The sequence below is a fragment of the Qipengyuania aquimaris genome (assembly GCF_020171965.1).
Lineage (GTDB): Bacteria > Pseudomonadota > Alphaproteobacteria > Sphingomonadales > Sphingomonadaceae > Qipengyuania > Qipengyuania aquimaris_A.
The window spans coordinates 562,792-580,779 of the sequence record NZ_JAIUZK010000002.1 but is presented as its reverse complement, the minus strand read 5'-3'; the positions used below and the strand labels follow the sequence as shown (position 1 = coordinate 580,779).

20 protein-coding genes are annotated in these 17,988 nt (G+C 63.0%); 7 read left to right on the top strand and 13 right to left on the bottom strand.

From position 1 onward, the window contains the following. Positions 1-47 precede the first annotated feature (47 nt). The 3 genes from LCM24_RS10545 to rpmF are packed head-to-tail and all read right to left on the bottom strand — an operon-like array spanning position 48 to position 2,254. The gene (locus tag LCM24_RS10545; RefSeq protein WP_224804136.1) at positions 48-1,013 is read right to left on the bottom strand and encodes a beta-ketoacyl-ACP synthase III; all 966 of its coding nucleotides are present in this window, start codon (positions 1,011-1,013) and stop codon (positions 48-50) included. Then, complete coding sequence (plsX, locus tag LCM24_RS10540) at positions 1,010-2,047, bottom strand: phosphate acyltransferase PlsX (RefSeq protein WP_224804134.1); 1,038 nt, start codon at positions 2,045-2,047, stop codon at positions 1,010-1,012. Before plsX ends, LCM24_RS10545 begins: the two co-directional genes overlap by 4 nt. A 27-nt stretch (positions 2,048-2,074) precedes the next feature. Then, positions 2,075-2,254 (bottom strand): 50S ribosomal protein L32, encoded by a 180-nt coding sequence (gene rpmF / locus LCM24_RS10535; RefSeq protein ID WP_090482457.1) that lies wholly within the window; start codon positions 2,252-2,254, stop codon positions 2,075-2,077. 243 nt (positions 2,255-2,497) lie between these two features. Between rpmF and LCM24_RS10530 the strand changes: the two genes are divergently transcribed. After that, complete coding sequence (locus LCM24_RS10530; protein WP_224804132.1) at positions 2,498-2,896, top strand: MAPEG family protein; 399 nt, start codon at positions 2,498-2,500, stop codon at positions 2,894-2,896. A 36-nt stretch (positions 2,897-2,932) separates the two neighbouring features. On the opposite strand, the gene LCM24_RS10525 is transcribed toward LCM24_RS10530, so the two are convergent. Continuing rightward, complete coding sequence (locus LCM24_RS10525) at positions 2,933-3,574, bottom strand: MBL fold metallo-hydrolase (RefSeq protein WP_224804939.1); 642 nt, start codon at positions 3,572-3,574, stop codon at positions 2,933-2,935. A gap of 124 nt (positions 3,575-3,698) precedes the next feature. Here LCM24_RS10525 and LCM24_RS10520 point away from each other — a divergent pair, with 124 nt between their 5' ends. Next, positions 3,699-4,412, top strand: a complete 714-nt coding sequence (locus tag LCM24_RS10520) for an NYN domain-containing protein (RefSeq protein WP_224804130.1) — start codon at positions 3,699-3,701, stop codon at positions 4,410-4,412. On the opposite strand, the gene LCM24_RS10515 is transcribed toward LCM24_RS10520, so the two are convergent. Further along, positions 4,409-5,050 (bottom strand): helix-turn-helix transcriptional regulator, encoded by a 642-nt coding sequence (locus LCM24_RS10515; protein WP_224804128.1) that lies wholly within the window; start codon positions 5,048-5,050, stop codon positions 4,409-4,411. The genes LCM24_RS10520 and LCM24_RS10515 overlap by 4 nt on opposite strands. Positions 5,051-5,225: 175 nt before the next feature. On the opposite strand from LCM24_RS10515, the gene LCM24_RS10510 reads away from it, so the two are divergent. After that, a complete protein-coding gene (locus LCM24_RS10510; protein ID WP_224804126.1) occupies positions 5,226-5,441 on the top strand; it encodes a hypothetical protein in 216 nt (71 codons plus the stop codon). After that, positions 5,431-5,790 (top strand): hypothetical protein, encoded by a 360-nt coding sequence (locus LCM24_RS10505; protein ID WP_224804125.1) that lies wholly within the window; start codon positions 5,431-5,433, stop codon positions 5,788-5,790. Before LCM24_RS10510 ends, LCM24_RS10505 begins: the two co-directional genes overlap by 11 nt. Here the strand turns inward: LCM24_RS10505 and LCM24_RS10500 are convergent, their stop codons facing one another. The 6 genes from LCM24_RS10500 to ubiA form a co-directional block, all read right to left on the bottom strand. Next, positions 5,791-6,729, bottom strand: a complete 939-nt coding sequence (locus LCM24_RS10500) for a D-2-hydroxyacid dehydrogenase (protein WP_224804123.1) — start codon at positions 6,727-6,729, stop codon at positions 5,791-5,793. 40 nt (positions 6,730-6,769) lie between these two features. Next, on the bottom strand, positions 6,770-8,215 hold the full coding sequence (gene cysS / locus LCM24_RS10495) for a cysteine--tRNA ligase (protein WP_224804121.1): 1,446 nt from the start codon (positions 8,213-8,215) through the stop codon (positions 6,770-6,772). 26 nt (positions 8,216-8,241) lie between these two features. Beyond that, positions 8,242-8,916: a nitroreductase gene (locus LCM24_RS10490; RefSeq protein ID WP_224804119.1), complete on the bottom strand. Its 675-nt coding sequence runs from the start codon at positions 8,914-8,916 to the stop codon at positions 8,242-8,244. Between the two features lie 269 nt (positions 8,917-9,185). Next, complete coding sequence (cobT, locus tag LCM24_RS10485) at positions 9,186-11,012, bottom strand: cobaltochelatase subunit CobT (RefSeq protein ID WP_224804118.1); 1,827 nt, start codon at positions 11,010-11,012, stop codon at positions 9,186-9,188. A gap of 10 nt (positions 11,013-11,022) precedes the next feature. Then, complete coding sequence (fsa, locus tag LCM24_RS10480) at positions 11,023-11,682, bottom strand: fructose-6-phosphate aldolase (protein ID WP_090482431.1); 660 nt, start codon at positions 11,680-11,682, stop codon at positions 11,023-11,025. Positions 11,683-11,769: 87 nt separating this feature from the next. Then, a complete protein-coding gene (gene ubiA / locus LCM24_RS10475; RefSeq protein WP_224804116.1) occupies positions 11,770-12,687 on the bottom strand; it encodes a 4-hydroxybenzoate octaprenyltransferase in 918 nt (305 codons plus the stop codon). A gap of 39 nt (positions 12,688-12,726) precedes the next feature. On the opposite strand from ubiA, the gene LCM24_RS10470 reads away from it, so the two are divergent. Genes LCM24_RS10470 through LCM24_RS10460 form a run of 3 tightly spaced genes read left to right on the top strand, consistent with a single transcriptional unit; the run spans position 12,727 to position 15,208 of the window. Beyond that, a complete protein-coding gene (locus tag LCM24_RS10470) occupies positions 12,727-13,482 on the top strand; it encodes a 16S rRNA (uracil(1498)-N(3))-methyltransferase (RefSeq protein ID WP_224804114.1) in 756 nt (251 codons plus the stop codon). A 40-nt stretch (positions 13,483-13,522) separates the two neighbouring features. Continuing rightward, complete coding sequence (locus tag LCM24_RS10465; protein ID WP_224804112.1) at positions 13,523-14,893, top strand: glutamate--cysteine ligase; 1,371 nt, start codon at positions 13,523-13,525, stop codon at positions 14,891-14,893. A gap of 12 nt (positions 14,894-14,905) precedes the next feature. Then, entirely contained in the window at positions 14,906-15,208 is a 303-nt protein-coding gene (locus LCM24_RS10460; RefSeq protein WP_090482419.1) for a putative quinol monooxygenase, read from the top strand. Between the two features lies 1 nt (position 15,209). Here the strand turns inward: LCM24_RS10460 and LCM24_RS10455 are convergent, their stop codons facing one another. Both LCM24_RS10455 and LCM24_RS10450 read right to left on the bottom strand, forming a co-directional pair. Beyond that, complete coding sequence (locus tag LCM24_RS10455; RefSeq protein WP_224804110.1) at positions 15,210-16,565, bottom strand: methyltransferase family protein; 1,356 nt, start codon at positions 16,563-16,565, stop codon at positions 15,210-15,212. Between the two features lie 52 nt (positions 16,566-16,617). Beyond that, complete coding sequence (locus LCM24_RS10450; RefSeq protein ID WP_224804109.1) at positions 16,618-17,970, bottom strand: PQQ-binding-like beta-propeller repeat protein; 1,353 nt, start codon at positions 17,968-17,970, stop codon at positions 16,618-16,620. Positions 17,971-17,988 lie beyond the last annotated feature (18 nt).

The window sequence follows — 17,988 nt, the reverse complement described above, 5'->3', positions numbered from 1 at the left end:
TGTATTCGGTAGTGTTTTACAACCGAATGTGTCCTTTGTTTATATGCTCACATCCGGGCGAGCGAAGCGCCCCAGGTGAAGCCGCCGCCCATGGCCTCGAACATGACCAGATCGCCCTGCTTGATACGCCCGTCACGGCGTGCGACATCGAATGCCAGGGGAACCGAAGCAGCCGATGTATTGGCGTGCTTGTCGACCGTGACGATGACCTTTTCGGCCGGGAGATTCAGCTTGCGCGCCGTCGCATCGAGGATGCGGGCATTGGCCTGGTGCGGCACGACCCAGTCAATATCCTCTGCAGAAATGCCCGTGTTTCCAATCACTTCGCGCAGGACGTCCGCAAGGTTGACCACAGCATGACGGAAGACTTCGCGACCCTTCATCCGTAGCTTGCCGACTTCGCCCGTGGTCGAGGGGCCACCGTCGACATAGAGCAGTTCGCAATGCGCACCGTCGGCATGCAGCTTGGTCGAAAGGATGCCCGGGCCGTCCTCGGCGACATCCTGTGTTTCGAGGACCACGGCCCCGGCACCATCGCCGAAAAGGACGCAGGTGGTGCGGTCTTCCCAGTCGAGAATGCGGCTAAAAGTCTCTGCGCCGATCACCAGCGCCTTTGTCGCCATGCCGGTGCGCAGCATCGAGTCGGCGGTGGCCAGAGCGTAGAGGAAGCCCGAACATACGGCCTGCACGTCGAAGGCCACGCCGCCGCCGCAGCCCAGTGCATGCTGGACCTGTGTGGCGGTTGCCGGGAAGGTATGATCGGGTGTCGCGGTCGCCAGAACGATCAGGCCGATCTCGCTCGCATCGACGCCTGCGTTTTCAAGAGCGTTGCGAGCGGCTTGGGTCGCCAGGGTAGACGTCGTCTCGCCCTCGCCCGCGATATAGCGCTGGCGAATGCCGGTGCGTTCCACGATCCATTCGTCGCTGGTGTCGACGCGCTCGGCCATTTCGGCATTGGTCACACAGTTGGCGGGAAGCGCGCTGCCGCTGCCGGTGATGACCGAACGGATCATTTCGCGGCGAATCCTTCGCTGCCTACCTCGCCAAGGTCCTTGCGGATGCGGTTGAGGATGTCGTCCTCGAGCAGGCGTGCGGCGACTTCCACGGCATTGGCAACGCCGGTGGCGTCCGCGCTGCCATGGCTTTTCACGACCACGCCGTTGAGACCGAGGAATACGGCGCCGTTGTGGTTGTTCGGGTCGAGATGGTGCTTGAGCAGCTCGGTCGCAGGACGCGACACGAGGAAGCCCACCTTGGAGCGGATCGAGCTGGTGAAAGCGCGGCGCAGCAGGTCGGTCACGAAACGCGCCGTGCCTTCGATCGCCTTCAGCGCGATATTGCCGGAGAACCCGTCGCACACGACCACGTCGCAATCGCCGCGATTGATCTTATCCGCTTCGACATAGCCTTCGAACTCCATGTCGAGACCGGTGGCCCCGCGCAGGATTTCGGCTGCGTTCTGAATGTCCTCGGTGCCCTTCGTCTCTTCGGTGCCGATATTCAGCAGGCGGGTACGCGGGCGTTCGCGGCCGGTAACGATGCGCGAATAGGCCGCGCCCATGATGGCGAACTGGACGAGATTGCGCGCATCGCATTCGCGGTTCGCGCCAAGGTCGAGCATGATGACGTCGTTGTCGCCCAGCGTCGGCAACAGCGCTGCGAGGGCGGGCCGGTCGAGGCCGGGCATGGTGCGCAGGGCAAGCTTGCTAATTGCCATCAACGCGCCCGTATTGCCCGCAGAGACGGCAGCACCGGCCTCGCCGCGCTTAACCGCGTCTACGGCCAGGCCCATGCTGGTGGTCTTTGCACGGCGCAGGGCCCTGGAGGGCTTTTCGTCGCCCTCGATAAAATCGTCGCAATGCAGGATTTCGGAAGCGCCAGACATGCCCGGATGATCGGCGAGCGCTTTCTTGATGCGCTCTTCATCGCCGACCAGCAGGAACTTGAATCGATCGTGGCGGCGCCGCGCCATCGCGGCACCGTCGATCATGGTGCGCACGCCTTCGTCGCCGCCCATCGCGTCAATAGCGATACGCGGCAAACTCATGACGATCTCCGGCTTACGGTTACGGTCTTAGAGACCGACGGCGATGACTTCGCGCCCGTTGTAGAAACCGCAGTGCGGGCAAAGGTTGTGCGGACGCTTGAGTTCACCGCAGTTCGAGCACTCGTGATGAGCTTCGACCTTGAGCGAATCGTGCGCACGACGGTTGCCGCGGCGGTGGGGCGATACTTTCCTCTTGGGGACGGCCATGGCGGCACCTGTTCCTCAAACAATTACAATCAATTTCGGTGGCCGCCCTAGTGGAAGGTCCGGCAACGCACAAGTGTGCTTAAATCCGAAACTTCCCGACCATGACGGTGAAGGCGCGCGCTATAGCGATTTTTCGCCTCAGTGCAAGCGCTGTGCGTTAGTCATGCCTGCACATTGCATGGTCCGGCCCTTGCCTTTAGCCCGAGATGGGGTTCGCGAGAGAAATCACAAGGGAGGGATCGTATGGGCCTGTTTCTACCCGTCACTCTGACGGCGGCGGCTGCCGCAGCGCTAATCAACCTGTGGCTGGCGGTGCGCGTCGGCCAGATGCGCGGCGCGACCAAGACAATTCACGGCGACGATGGGGGTGGCCCGCTGACCCGCCGGATGCGCGCGCAGCTGAACTTCGTGGAGAACACGCCGTTCGTGCTGGTACTCATCGCTGCGATCGAGATCACCGGCAAGGGCGCACCATGGCTCGCATGGGTTGCCGGCATCTACATGCTGGGCCGCGTCGCGCACGGCATGGGCATGGACGCCGAAACCGGCACCAAGCCGCGCATGATCGGCACGCTCATCACGATGCTGACCCTGCTCGGACTCGCAGTGATGGCCACGCTGATTGCGATGCGCGTTATCTAGGAACTTGGCGGGCCGGGCGTGCGTCCGGTCCGCTCTTTACGCAAGCGCCGCGTCGCTGACGAAGGCGTTGGTTTTGCGCTCCTGACCGAAAGTGCTGGTCGGCCCGTGGCCCGGGATGAACGTCACGTCGTCGCCCAGCGGCCAGAGTTTCTTCGTGATCGCGTCGATCAGGTCCTGATGGTTGCCCATCGGGAAATCGGTGCGTCCGATGCTGCCCTGGAACAGGACGTCGCCCACGATGGCGAACTTGCTCAGCCGGTTGAAGAAGACCACGTGGCCGGGCGTGTGACCGGGACAGTGAATGACTTCGAGTTCCAGTTCGCCGACGGTGACGGTGTCACCATCCTCCAACCAGCGGTCCGGTTCGAAAACCTGGCTGTTCATGCCGTAGCGCGCACCGTCTTCCTCCAGCCGGCTGATCCAGAACCGGTCGGCCTCCTGCGGCCCTTCGATCGGCAGGCCGAGTTCCTTGGCCAGCACGCCCGCTTCACCGCAATGGTCCATGTGGCCATGCGTGATGAGGATCTTTTCCAATTCCACCCCGGTCTTGGCGACCGCGGCCTTGAGCTTGTCGAGATCCCCGCCCGGATCGATCAGGGCACCCTTGTTCGTCTTGGTGCACCAGATCAGCGAGCAGTTCTGCTGGAGCGGCGTTACCGGGACGATGCCGGCTTTCATCGGGGGCTGGTTGGGCGCGTCGGTCATGACGGCATCAGATGCAAGCGACCACGCGATTTGACAAGGGTCCCCACGATAGCAAAATCGCGAAAGGTTTCTTAAGCATCTGAAGTTAGTCCAGCTTATGGCCTCTATCCAAGATCAATCCCCGCGTCTTGCAGTCCTCATCGACGCGGACAATGCGTCCTCGCAGATAGTTTCCGGACTATTCACGGAAGTTGCAAAAATCGGGGAAGCGAGTGTTCGCCGTATCTACGGCGACTTTTCGGGTACGAAGCTCAAGGCCTGGGCGGATGTGCTGTCGCAATTTGCCATCATCCCCCAACAAAACTTCGCCCTTACTTCAGGCAAGAACGCGTCGGATATTGCCCTGGTCATCGATGCGATGGACCTATTGGCCTCCGATCGCTTCGAAGCCTTCTGTCTCGTATCGTCGGATAGCGACTTTACCAGGCTCGCAGCCAGGATCCGCGAGCAAGGCGTGGACGTTTATGGATTCGGGGAAAAGAAGACACCCGAGAGCTTTCGCAAGGCCTGCAAGCGTTTTATTTTTACCGAAAACCTGATGCAGGATGCTGGTGCAGATTGCACAAAAACAAGGCTGGATAATACGACCGCAGTTGATGCCATGCCTATCATCGCGAAGGCTATAGAAACGCTTGAAGACAGTGATGGATGGTATCCGCTCAGCGCATTGGGCTTGAGTATTTCCAAACTATATCCTGACTTCGACCCTCGTAGCTACGGCTGCCCCAAGCTTGTCAGCCTTATCGAGCGATCAGGCGCTTTCGAGGTTCGCCGACAAAATCTTTCGGTTTATATCAAGCCTAAGACCTAGACCCTGCCTCCCTTCCAAACCACGCGCCCGATTACCTCGACCTCGTCGCGGGCGAGTTCAATGGGTGCATAGGCGTCGTTCGCGCTGATCAGGGTGATGCGCCCAGGCGCGCTTGCCTGCACCTGTTTGACGTGCAGCACGTCGCCGATGCGCACGACATGGATGCCCTCGCCCGCGCGCTTGTTGCGGTCGACGAAGATCTCGTCCCCGCTGCGAAGAGTCGGCTCCATGCTGTCGCCTTCCACGCGGATCGCAGACAGGTCGGCGCCCTCCAGACCCATTTCGCGCAGCCAGCGGCGCGAGAAGCGGAAGCTGTCGAAGGATATTTCCTCTGCCGAAACCGCGCCAGGTCCCGCAGACGCGTCGAGAGCAAGGCGGGGCACGGCCAGAAAATCGTCCGAGTCGCGCGGCCGGGCAAGGTCCGGATCCGCCCCCAACTCCACTTCGCCCACACCGAAGAATTCCGCCAGCTTGCGTCGGTCCTGTTCCTCCAGCCTGCGCGGGCTGCCCTTGCGCACGAATTGCTGCAAGTAACTGGGATTACGGCCCAACATCGACGAAAGGGCCGACAGGCTTGTCCGGTTCGATTCCGCCAGTTCGACCAGTCGCGCCCGGTCCGCGCTGAGTTTTTCCGCCATTCTTAACTCCTTGCCAACTCTCGTGATTGGCACACATCCGCGCTTCCCGAAGAACTCACCAGAGAAAATTCCTATAGCATAGGATTTTTCCTAGACAAGTAGGATTTCGGCTGGAACGAATAGGGAACACGGCGAACGATTCGTCAATCCGAACAGCCAAAGGGGAGCACCGCACATGCTGATTCGATCCATCGAGAAGTTCCTTCGCACCCACGAGATGCCGCCGACGAAGTTCGGCCGGCTCGCGGCACACGATCCCCGCTTCGTTCTCGACCTCAGGATGGGGCGCGAGCCGCGCAGTGGCACCGAGGCGCGTATTCGCGGTTTCATGATGGGTTTCGAGGCCGGGCGCGGCGAAGCTCTTTCGCAGGAGGCAACGCATGTCGGTTGAATGCAAACCTCCCAGCACGAAGCCCGTGCGTCCGCGCCGCAGTTCGGGCGACCGCCTGCGAGACGCCCTGATCGCGCTTGGCGAGCACCAGGGGCAAGTCCTGACGCACACGGAGAAAGCGTGGGCGAGCATTACCTTCGCAGGCACGCGGCACAGCCTCTCCATCCTCTTTGCTGGCGAGGATGCGGTGGAAGCGGGCGAGCGCTTCATCGCCGCCCTGCCCGATCATGAATTCATGCTCGCCGGACAGCTGGTTGCCGATGCCGGGGTGAGCGAGGTCGATCACCGGATCATGCCCGACCCGCGACTGGTGGTTCAGTGCGAGCTACTCCTGCTCGAAGACGCCTGATCAGTAACCGGCGGCAAGGTCCATCTGCGGGCTGACCGGTTCGCCCTTGTGCCACCGTTCGAGATTCTCGACGAACCTGTCGGCGCTGCGCTGGAACATCTTGGTCTGCGCGCGGCCCGACAGGTGCATCGTGACCTGCGCATTTTCGAGATCCCACAGCGGATGATCTTCGGGCAACGGCTCGGGATCGGTCACGTCGAGCAAGGCGGCTTCGATCTTCTTTGCCTGCAATGCCTCGACGAGCGCATCCTGTTCCACCACATCACCTCGCGCAATATTCACCAGCACCGCGTTAGGGCGCATGGCCGCGAGTTCCGATGCGCCGATCATGCCCTTGGTTTCGTCGGTGGACGGCACTGCCAGGATTACCCAATCGAACTCGCCAAGCTTCCCGCGCCATTCGCCGGGGCGCAGGTTCCCTTCCCCGCCTGAGCGGCGAACGGGCACCACCGTCATGTCGAACGCCTCGAGCCGGGTCTTGATAAGCCCGCCGATCGCGCCGAGGCCGAGCAGGAGCACGCGCTCCCCCGAAAGCTCGCGCTTGCCGGGGCTGTCGAGCAGCCAGTCGTGCCGCTCCTGCGCACGCACCACCTCGCGGTAACCCTTGGCATGGGCGAGCATCAGCATGACAACATATTCGGCGATGGTAATGGCGTTGATGCCGACGCCGTTGGTGACCGTGACGCCGCGCTCCTGCAGGAGGTCCAGCGGCATGAAGTCGAGGCCAGCGTAGATCGAGTTCAGCCATTTGAGATTGGTCGCGGCCTTCGCGATCTCGATCATCGGCTCCTTGTCGTTGAGGTCGAACCAGCCGATCTCGGCCTCGGGCGCCATTTCCAGCGCCTGTTCCTTGGTCATGAACCACAGCGGCTCGACCCATTCGGGCAGGCGCGGCTCCACCAGCGGGCGAATCAGGGCGGACATCACGGCTTTTGTCATCGGGGAACTCTCCTCTTGCGGATAGGTCCCTAACCGCAACTTAGCCCAGCTTCCACTCCCAGCCGAGCGGATCGCCGTCCATCACCTCGACACCCTTGGCGGCGAGGCTGGCGCGGATGGCATCGGAAGTCGCATAATCCTTCGCGACCTTGGCTTCCTTGCGGCGGATGAGTTCCGCTTCGATTTCGGCCTCGGTTATCTCGGCCGAGGCGGGATGGATGCGAAGGTCTGCGCGAGAGAGATCGAACAGGTCGAGGCCGAGCACACGGTCCATGTCCTCGATGACGGCACGCTTCACCCCGCCGTCGACCTTCTTGACCGCCAGTGCCTCTTCCAGCGCGACCAGTGCGACGGAGGTGTTGAGGTCGTCGGAGATCGCACTCGCAAATTTCTTACGCATCGGTGCGAACTTCTGGTGCGAGGGGTCGCCTGCCGCTTCGTCCTTCAACCGCTCGACAGCCATCACGATCCGCTTGAGGCGGGTGAGCGCCGCGCCCAGCCCTTCCCAGCTGAACTCCAACTCGCTGCGGTAATGCGCCTGCAAACACATCATGCGGTAGGCGAGCGGGTGATAGCCTTTGTCGACCAGCAGTTGCAGGCGCAGGAATTCGCCCGAGCTCTTCGACATCTTGCCGCTGCGCTCGACGAGGAAGTTGTTGTGCATCCAGATGCGCGCGCCGCTGTTCTCGGCATTATCGAGGCCGTTGGTACAGCAATAGGCCTGGTTCTGCGCGATCTCGTTCGGGTGATGGATCTCGCGGTGGTCGATGCCGCCGGTGTGGATGTCGAAGGGGAAGCCAAGCAGTGCCTCACCCATGACCGAGCATTCCAGATGCCAGCCGGGCGCGCCCTTGCCCCATGGGCTGTCCCATTCCATCTGCCGCGTCTCGCCTTTGGGCGTCTTGCGCCAGATGGCGAAATCGGCGGCATTTCGCTTGCCCTCGACGGCGTTGATCCGGCCTTCGCCTTCCCCCGTGACCGCACGGGCGAGGCGGCCGTAATCGTCGACGGTCGAGACATCGAAATAGAGGCCGCTGTCGAGTTCGTAGCAGTGCTTGTCGGCGATGCGCTTGCCCCACTCGATCATCGGCTCGACATATTCGGTGGCGCGCGGGTGCTGCTTGCCGGTGATGTTCAGCCGGGCAAGGTCGCGCTCGAAATCTTCCTGGTAGAATTTGGCAATATCCCAGGCGGACTTGCCTGCCTTGGCCGCCATCTTCTCCATCTTATCCTCGCCCTCGTCCGCATCGGAGGTGAGGTGGCCGACATCGGTGATGTTGATCACATGGGTGAGGTCATAGCCCTTCCAGCGCAGCACGCGGCCCAGCGTGTCGGAGAAGACGTAGGCGCGCATATTGCCGATGTGCTGGTAATTGTAGACCGTCGGGCCGCAGGAATAGACGCGCGCTTCGCCCGGGTGGACGGGGGTGAAGGTCTCGATCTCGCGGGTGAGCGAGTTGAACAGCTTGAGCGGCGTTTCGGTCATGGCGTGCGCATTAGGTCGCGGCGCGCTTACTGCCAACCCTCCCAGCGCACGGATTCCTCCAGCGGGGCACGTTTCACATCGAAGTTGTTCACCGGCACATCCGGATCGCGGTAGCCGATGGCCATGCCGCAGAAGAAGATGTGGTCATCGGGAATGTCGACCATCTCGCGCACTTGCGGGCTGTAAGCGGCCCAGGCTTCCTGCGCGCAGCTGTCGAGCCCTTCCTCGCGCAGCAGCAGCATGATGGTCTGAAGCCACATGCCGATATCGCTCCATTGCGGCGGGCCCATGTATTTGGGCGTGTGGACCAGCATCAGCACCGGCGCACCGAAGGCGCGGAAGTTGTTGGCGAACCACATGAGGCGCTTGGCCTTGTCCTCGCGCGTGATGCCGAGCGAGGCATACATGTCCTCGCCCACGCCGAAACGACGCTCCTCGTAAGCGCCGTCGAGGTCCTTGGGATAGATATCGTATTCGGGCTTCAGCGCTGCGCGGCCCTTGGGAAACTCCTGCGCCACCCGGTCGAACAGCGCCTGCATCGGCTCGCCGGTCAGAATGACGGCATTCCACGGCTGGACATTGCCGCCCGAAGGCGAGCGCTGTGCCTTTTCGAGTACGCGGGTGAGGGTTTCGCGGTCGACCGGCTGGTCGGTAAAGGCGCGGACAGAGCGGCGGGACTGGACGGCTTCGGTGGGGGTCATGAGAAAAATGCCGCGATCATGAGAACAACGCCGCTGGTTATTCCGATCATGCTGAGGACCCTTACCTTCCTGGCGGTTGCGTGAGCGGGTGGAGGATATGCCTCCAATTGCCGGCGCTCCTCAAAATAGGCTTCGTCAGCGCCTTATTCCAATTCGCGAAGCCGCCCCTGCCAACCCTCGACGCTATGGACATCCTTTTCCGGTCGGCGGAAGCCCGAAAGGGAGCCGAAAATCAGCAGAATTCCGAGGAAAAACAGGCTCCAATCCATCTATTTCTCCACCTCGAAAAGTCCCGCAAGCTGCTCGATTATCGTGCCGCCGAGCTGTTCCACGTCCATGATCGTCACCGAGCGCTTGTAGTAGCGGGTCACGTCATGGCCGATGCCGATGGCGGCGAGCTGGACGGGAGACTGCTTCTCGATCCACTCGATGACCTTGCGCAGGTGCCCTTCGAGATAGCCCGCCTGGTTCACCGACAGCGTGCTGTCGTCGACCGGCGCGCCATCACTGATGACCATGAGGATGCGGCGGTCTTCGGGCCGGGCGAGCAGGCGATTGTGCGCCCAAAGCAGCGCCTCGCCGTCGATGTTTTCCTTCAGCAGCCCCTCGCGCATCATCAGGCCGAGATTGCGGCGCGCGCGGCGCCATGGCTCGTCGGCCTTCTTGTAAATAATGTGGCGCAAATCGTTGAGGCGGCCCGGATCGACGGGACGGCCATCGGCGAGCCATGCCTCGCGTGACTGCCCGCCCTTCCACGCGCGGGTGGTGAAGCCCAAGATTTCGGTCTTCACGCCGCAGCGTTCGAGCGTGCGCGCCATGATGTCGGCGCTGATTGCGGCGATGGAAATCGGCCGCCCGCGCATGGAGCCGGAATTGTCGATCAGCAGCGTGACGACCGTGTCCTTGAACTCGGTATCGCGCTCCATCTTGTAAGACAGCGCATGCCCCGGGCTGACGACCACGCGGGTCAGGCGCGCGGCATCGAGCAGCCCCTCTTCCTGGTCGAAATCCCAGCTACGGTTCTGCTGCGCCATGAGGCGGCGCTGGAGACGGTTCGCGAGGCGGGTAACGATGCCCTGCAATCCGGCAAGCTGGCTGTCGAGATAGGCGCGGAGGCGATCCAGTTCCTCGTGATCGCACAGCTCGGGCGCTTCGATCACCTCGTCGAACTTGTCGGTATAGGCGCGGTAGTCGAAATCTTCCGGCAGGTCGGTCCACGGCCGGTTCGGGCGGACGGGCTGCATGCCCTCGCCCTCTTCGTCCGAGGGGTCTCCGTCGGACATTTCCTGTTCGCCCTCGACATCCTGGTCGGCATCGCCATCGGCCTCGCCGTCGGTAACCTCGCCGCGCGCATCGGTTTCCTGCGGCTGGGCCTCGCCCTCGTCTTCCTCGTCGGTATCCTGGTTTTCTTCGGGTGTATCGCCCTCGTCTTCGTCTCCGTCCTCGCGACCCTCGTCTTCGGGCATGTCGGGCAGAGTGAGTTCGAGATGCCGGAGCATTTCGATGGTCAGGTCCTGGAAGGCGCGCTGGTCGTCGAGTGCGCCTGCAAGATCGTCCATATCGCTGCCGATCTTCGACAGGATATCCTCGCGCACCATGTCGACGCCAGCCTTGGCGCGTTCCGGGATCGCCTCGCCCGTCAATGCCTCGCGCAGCATCAGCGAAAGCGCGGTCGGCAGCGGCACTTCGTTTGCCGCATCGGCGCGCGCGATCGGATCGCTTGCCGTGCGCAGTTCGACCGCCGCGTCCAGATTGTCGCGAATGCCGGAATAGCGCGTGCTGCCGATCGCTTCGTAACGGACCTGTTCGATCGCATCGTAGCAGGCGCGGGCTATCGGTTCGGGCGGCGCGCCGCGGTTGTGCAGCGCTTCGTTATGATGGCGCAGGCGCAGCGCGAAGCTGTCGGCAAAACCGCGTGCCTCAGTGGCCTGGTCCTTGGGTAGAGTCCGACCGGGCAGCGGAACGCGGAAGTTCTTGCCCGACTGGCTCGGGCTGTCCGCGCTCCACGCAACCTCAATCTCCGGCTCCTGCGCCAGGGCGCGGGCGGTGCCGGTCAATGCCTGCTTGAAGCGGTCGAGGGGTGTCTGGTCGGTCACGTAAGCCTAGTTAGGACGTCGGGATGCTTTGGCCAGTCTTTTCCCAGTCCTTGATGAAGCCTTCCAGCCCCTTGTCGGTCAGGACGTGCTTGAACAGGCCCTTGATCACGGCAGGCGGCATGGTGGCAACATCGGCACCGATGCGAGCGCTCTGCAGCACGTGGACGGGGTTGCGGATCGAGGCGACGAGGATTTCGGTGTCGAAGCCGTAGTTGGAATAGATCTGCGCGATATCGGCGATCAGTTCCATGCCGTCGAAGCCGTTGTCGTCGTGACGGCCGACGAAGGGCGAAACGAAGGTCGCGCCCGCCTTCGCCGCGAGCAGCGCCTGGTTGGCGGAGAAGCATAGCGTCACATTGACCATCGTGCCGTCGCTGGTCAGCTTCTTGCAGGTCTTGAGGCCGTCGATCGTCAGCGGAACCTTGATGCAGACATTGTCAGCGATCCGGCGCAGGGTTTCCGCTTCCTTCATCATGGTTTCATGGTCGAGCGCGACGACTTCGGCGCTGACCGGGCCATCGGTAAGACCGCAGATTTCCTTGGTCACTTCCATGAAATCGCGACCCGACTTGGCGATCAGCGAGGGATTGGTCGTCACCCCGTCGAGCAGGCCGGTGTCGGCCATTTCCTTGATGTCGGCGATATCGGCAGTGTCGACGAAGAATTTCATGGGTGTGCGCTCCGCAAAAAGGCGAGAAAAGGTGTTACCCGCTGCAAGGCGATTGCGGGCTGTGAGTCAAGGCTTGGCCGCCGCGGCTCACGCGTTGCCCACCACGAAACAGGCAGCGGCAACCAGCGCGCCGGTCCAGCGGTTGGCGCGGAAACGCTCGAGCGGGTTTTCCGGATCGTCGCCATCGAGGGTGGCGACCTGCCACGCGAGGTGCGCCGCAGCGGGCAGCAGGGCCAGCAGAGCAATCCAGTCGGCCCGGTAAAGCCAGAAGGCGAGCGCCCACAAGGCCACGGCCCCGGCGTAGAATAGCGTTACTCCCCCGCGCACCCTGCCGCCCAGGCGCAGCGCGGACGAACGGATGCCGACCAGCGCGTCGTCCTCCCGGTCCTGCATGGCGTAGATCGTGTCATATCCGATCACCCACAGCGCGGCGCCTGCATACATGGCGGCGAGCGCGTCGAGGTTGTCCGCACGGAAATGGGTGAAGCCGACCAGCAGCCCCCATGTGAAGACCATGCCGAGCCACGCCTGCGGCCACCAGGTAATCCGTTTCATGAAGGGATAGGCCGCAACCAGCGCAAGGCTGGCCAGTGCGACCATCTGCGCCAACGGCTCCAGTTGCAGCAGGACGACGAGCCCGACCAGGCTCAGCGTGACCAGCCAGCCCCATGCAAGTTTCTTCGACACGCGCCCGCTCGCCACCGGGCGGCTGGCGGTGCGCGCCACCTGCCGGTCGAGCTTGGCATCGACGATGTCGTTGTAGACGCAGCCCGCGCCGCGCATGGCGATGCTGCCGAGCAATAGCCAACCGAGCAGCGCGAACTGCCAGCCTGCGCCTGCCAGCCACACGCCCCATGCGCAGGGCCAGAACAGCAGCCACCAGCCGATTGGCCGGTCGAACCGCGCCAGCATCGCAAGATCGCGCGGCAATTGCGGCAGGCGCTCGACCAGGCCGCGATGTTCGCTGTCGGGGACGATCTGCGGGGGTGCGGAGGTGTCGTTCATCGCTTGCTTCCTACTGCGCGAGACGCCAACAGGCTAGCCATGCCTGCAACACCCGCCTGGCCGCCCAAGAGCGCTCCCCGCCTGTTCGTCGACACCGAGCTTTCCAGCGATACGACTGTCCAGATAGAAGGCAACCAGGCGCATTATCTGACCAAGGTCATGCGGGTTTCGCCAGGCGATGCGGTGATCCTGTGCGACGACGTGACGGGAGAATGGGCAGCAGAGGTCGTCGAGGCTGGTAAACGCCACGTCACCCTGCAGCCGACCCACCACCAGCGCCCGCGCGAACCGGTGCCGGATTTTTGGCTTTGCCCCGCACTGCTCAAGAAAGACCGCTTCGACATGGTGCTGGAAAAGGCGACCGAGCTCGGCGTGGACCGGATCGCGCCGGTCGTAACGCGGCGCTGTGTCGCAGACAAGCTCAACCTCGACCGTGCGTCTGCCATCGTCACCGAAGCGGCGGAGCAATGTGCCCGCACTGCCCTGCCCCAAGTGGCAGAGCCGGTGAAGCTCGATGCGCTCCTGCGCGAATGGCCCGACGACCGCCTGCTGTTTTTCGCCGACGAGGAAGGCGGCGAACCGGCCGCCGACGCCTTCTGCTATGCAGACGGCCCTGCAGCCCTGCTCACCGGACCCGAAGGAGGGTTCGACGATGCCGAACGCGAGGCGATCCGCGCCCATCCCAATGCCCGCCCTATCAGCCTCGGCCCCCGTATCCTGCGCGGTGAAACCGCGGCGATTGCGGGAATAGCGGTCTGGATGGCGGAAGCAGGCGACTGGATCGACGAGGAATAAATCCTTTGCGCAGCGGGATTGGGTTTTCTAACGCCACCCAATGAGCACGCGCGACACCTCCGCCAAGGAAGACCCGATCATCGAATCGCGCGACCAACTGGTCGCCCCGATGCAGTCTGGCGAAAAGCCGAAGGCCGACTGGCGCATCGGGACCGAGCACGAAAAGCTGGTCTTCCGCCGCGACGATTTCCGCGCGCCCTCCTATGACGAACCCGGCGGCATTCGCGATATCCTGATGTCGCTGCGCCAGTTCGGCTGGGAGCCGGTGGAAGAAGGCGGCAAGGTTATCGCCATGCGCGGCGAAGACGGCACGGTCAGCCTCGAACCCGCAGGACAGTTGGAGCTATCCGGCGCGCCGCTGGAAAACCTGCACCAGACCTGCGCCGAAACCGGACGGCACCTCGACCAGGTGAAGCGTGTCGGCGAAGATTGCGGCGTGGGCTTCCTCGGCCTCGGAATGTGGCCGGACAAGACCCGCGAAGAACTGCCGATCATGCCCAAAGGCCGCTACGAGATCATGATGCGCCACATGCCGCGCGTCGGCAGCCTCGGCCTCGACATGATGCTGCGGACCTGCACGATCCAGGTGAACCTCGACTATTCGTCGGAAGCGGACATGGTGCAGAAATTCCGCACCGGCCTTGCGCTCCAGCCGCTGGCAACGGCCCTGTTCGCCAATTCGCCCTTCACGGAAGGGAAACCGAACGGTTACCTGTCCTATCGCAGCCATATCTGGTCCGACACCGATCCGCATCGCACCGGCATGCTGCCCTTCGTGTTCGAGGACGGCTTCGGTTACGAACGCTGGGTCGACTACATGCTCGACGTGCCGATGTATTTTGTCTTCCGCGACGGCAAGTACCTCGATGCGGCTGGCCTGAGCTTCCGCGATTTCCTCGAAGGCAATCTGTCGATTCTTCCCGGCGAAAAGCCGACGCAAAGCGACTGGTGGGATCACCTTTCCACCGCATTCCCCGAAGTGCGCCTGAAAAGCTTCCTCGAAATGCGCGGAGCGGACGGCGGTCCGTGGAGCCGCATTTGTGCCCTGCCCGCATTCTGGGTCGGCCTGCTCTATGACCAGGGCGCGCTCGATGCGGCGTGGGACCTCGTCAAGGACTGGACGATGGAAGAGCGCGAAAACCTGCGCAACGCGGTGCCGAAGCTTGCGCTCGACGCGCCGATCCCCGGCGGCGGAAAGCTGCGCGACATGGCGAAGGACGTGCTGGCGCTGGCGCGATCGGGCCTTGCGGCACGCGGAAGGCTGAATACTTCGGGCGATAACGAGACCGGCTTCCTCGAAACGCTCGACGAGATCGTCGCCAGCGGCAAGGTGCCGGCGCAGGTCCTGCTCGATCGCTATCACGGCGAATGGGGCGGCGACATCAAGCGGGTCTACAAATACAGCTTCTGAGAGGATACGGCGATGATCCAGATTAACGGCACGATCCGACTGGCCGAAGGTATCGACAGCAGCACGCTGGACGCGATCATTACCATGGTCCGCGCAAGCCGGGCCGAGGACGGCTGCCTCGATTACACTTTCGCGCGCGACCTCGCCGATCCCAACACGCTGGTCCTGTTCGAGCGGTGGCGCGACAAAGCGGCGCTCGATGCGCATGGCAAATCGGCGCACATGGCGGCGTTCCAGGAAGTCATGGCGAACAATCCGCCCGTTTCGCGCGACCTGCGGATCTACGAAACCGACGACGGCCAGCCGCTCGGCTGATCTACTCGGCAGGCTGTGCGGATGCCGCAGGGCGCGGCGCAAGTTTCGCGAAGAGCCTCGTCAGCGGCGCAGTGATCAGGCCGTTGCGCCCCATCCACGCATAATAGTCGCGGTACTTCTGGTCCTCTGCCAGCAGGTGCGCTTCTTCCGTGCGCGCACGCCAATAGTAGATGCCGTTGACGCACAGCAGGAAGAAGGTGTTGCGGATCGCATCCACCGGGCTCTGGTTGACGACCAGGAACGGCATCACGCTGCACCACCAGAACAGGTTCTTGGACAGGTAGGCCGGGTGCCGCGTGAAGCGGTACGGGCCATTGGTCAGCACACCGCGATAAGTGAGGTTGGAAAACCGGATACCGAAGGCGAAGGTCGCCCACGCATAGATCGCGGTCAGGAAGACCAGCAATCCGGCCCACAGCCACAGGATTACCTCGTTTCCGGCCAGCCAGTAATGCCACTGCTCGACATTGTGTTCGTAGCTCATCACCTGCCCGTTGCCGAGGATACCCCACACGAAGGGTGGATAGCAGATCAGCGCCGCCAGCCAGCCGCCGAGGAAGGGATTGCCGGAGCGGATATGCGCATCCAGCGGACGCAGGGTCACGATATACCCGACCGCGCCCACCATCACATCGATCAGAAACAGAAGGTTGATCAGCACTACGGCGAAGACCACGGGGTTGGAGAGAAACTCGTACAGGTCCGCGTTCACGACATTGGCGAAATTGACCGGGACGATCGAGATCATGAAGGCGCCGAAAAACGCCTTGATGATCCATGCGCGCCAGTGCTTCAGTACCTCCGCCCGGTCCCAGTCGTCGCGCATGAACAGCATGGCGCCGAAATGCCAGGCATGGTCCCGCGGGTTCTTCATCACCCGGTCGAGCCACAGGACATAGGGCACCGACAGCACCACCATCGCAGCGCCCATCACCGCCAACACCTTTAGCGCGTAGATGTAGTTCCCGGCCCAGTACCAGCGACACAGGCAATAAAGCGCGACAAGGATGGCCCACGTCGCCCACAGCCCCGCAATCTTGGTCAGCGAGGTCTCGAGATCGGGCTTGCGGCTCTTCGCGAGCGACCAGTCTATCCCGGTCGAGGGGCGCAGGTGCACCTTGTCGACGAAGATCGACCACGCAACCATGGGCATGGTGATGAAAACGAGGCCCGCAATCGCCGCATTGGGCCCAACCATCGGCTCACGTGGGCCCGGCAGGTCCCAGAATTCGGCAATTCCAGCCCAATCGCGCGCGATCCACACCCACAAGAGCAATGCGGCAAGCCCCACCAGCCCGACGGCTGGCGAGACATCGCTTGCTGGACGCGTGTCCGGGACAGGTGCGTTCGTGGCCATTGCCGCACCCTATAGCGCGGCAATGGTAAACGGCACGAAAACTATCGCGTGCTTAGCGGAACGCGGTGATCGTACCGCTGTCGTCGAGGACGTAGAGCGTTTCGTTCGCGACCACGGGGGGAAGGCTGATCGCCTCGTCCAGTTCAGTGAACATGGTGGCAGAACCTTCACCGGTGCTGATGCGCCAGATTTCGCCATTGGAATTCACCGCCCACAGCTGGCCGCCGGCAAGAACCGGACCCTGCCAAAAGATCGGGTTCTTCTTCTTTTCCTCGTTCTCGTAACGCGGCATCTGCGTCAGCCAGCGGACCTTGCCGCTGCTGCGCTGGATCGAGATCAGGCGCGCATCGTCGGTCAGGGCGAAGATCCACTCGCCGGCGATCGCCGGGGTCGAAATGCCGGCGACGTTGAGTTCCCACAGGCGCTGGCCCGTGACGAGCTCGTAGGCGGCCATGCGGCCACCCTGGCCAAGCGCGTAGACGCGGCCATTGTCGATGATGGGGTCGGCGTCGATGTCCGACAGCGCACCGACCTGCGTGGAGATCGAGGTACGCGCCAGCGCGTCCGCCCACAGGCTGCGGCCGTTTTCGTAGCGATAGGCGATCAGTTCGCCCGACGTATATCCGGCCACCACCGTGCCCTGCCCTGCGGCCGGGGCAGCCACGCCAAACACGCCGGCCATGGTCGTCGAACCCGATTCGTCCCACTGCAGGCTGCCGTCCGCCGCGTTCAGCGCATAAAGCAGATTGTCCTGCGTCATCACGAAGACGTTATCGAAGGCGAGCGTCGGCGAACCGCGCAGCGGACCGCCCGGCTTTACCTTCCACTGTTCGGCACCGGTCTGCGCGTCGAGTGCGAAGACATTGCCCGCACCATCCGTGCCAAAGACCTTGCCAGCGCTGTAGCTGACGCCGCCGCCGAAGGCCGAGGGGCGCGTATCGTCGCTCAATTGCGACTGGTAAGTCCACTGGCGCGCGCCGCTTCGCGCGTCAAAAGCAGACACGCGGCCATCGGTGCCCATTGCGAAGAGCTTGCCGCCGCCGATGACGGGCGCAGCACCAAGGCGCTGGCGATTGTCGGCCCCGGCCACATCCACGCCAAATGCGCGGGTCGGCGTCTGCGAAAGGGCGAGGTGACCGTAACTCTTGCTGGCGGTCCCGCCTGCCTGGCCCCATTCTGCATTGGCTTGCGCCGGGGGCAGGACCACCGAAACGCCGGCCAGCGAAGGGTCGACCTTAGCGCCGGTTTCGATACGCGAGAGGATTGGCTCACGGTCGCCTAGGGTCGGGGTAGTCTTCTTGTCGTCGGATCCCCCGAACAGGCCGCCGCTGCAGGCACCCAGGCCCAGGGCCATGGTTGCGGCAATCATGCCGCGCGTGATCGATTTGACTTTGGTCTGGCTCATCTTGGGTCCGTCTATGAT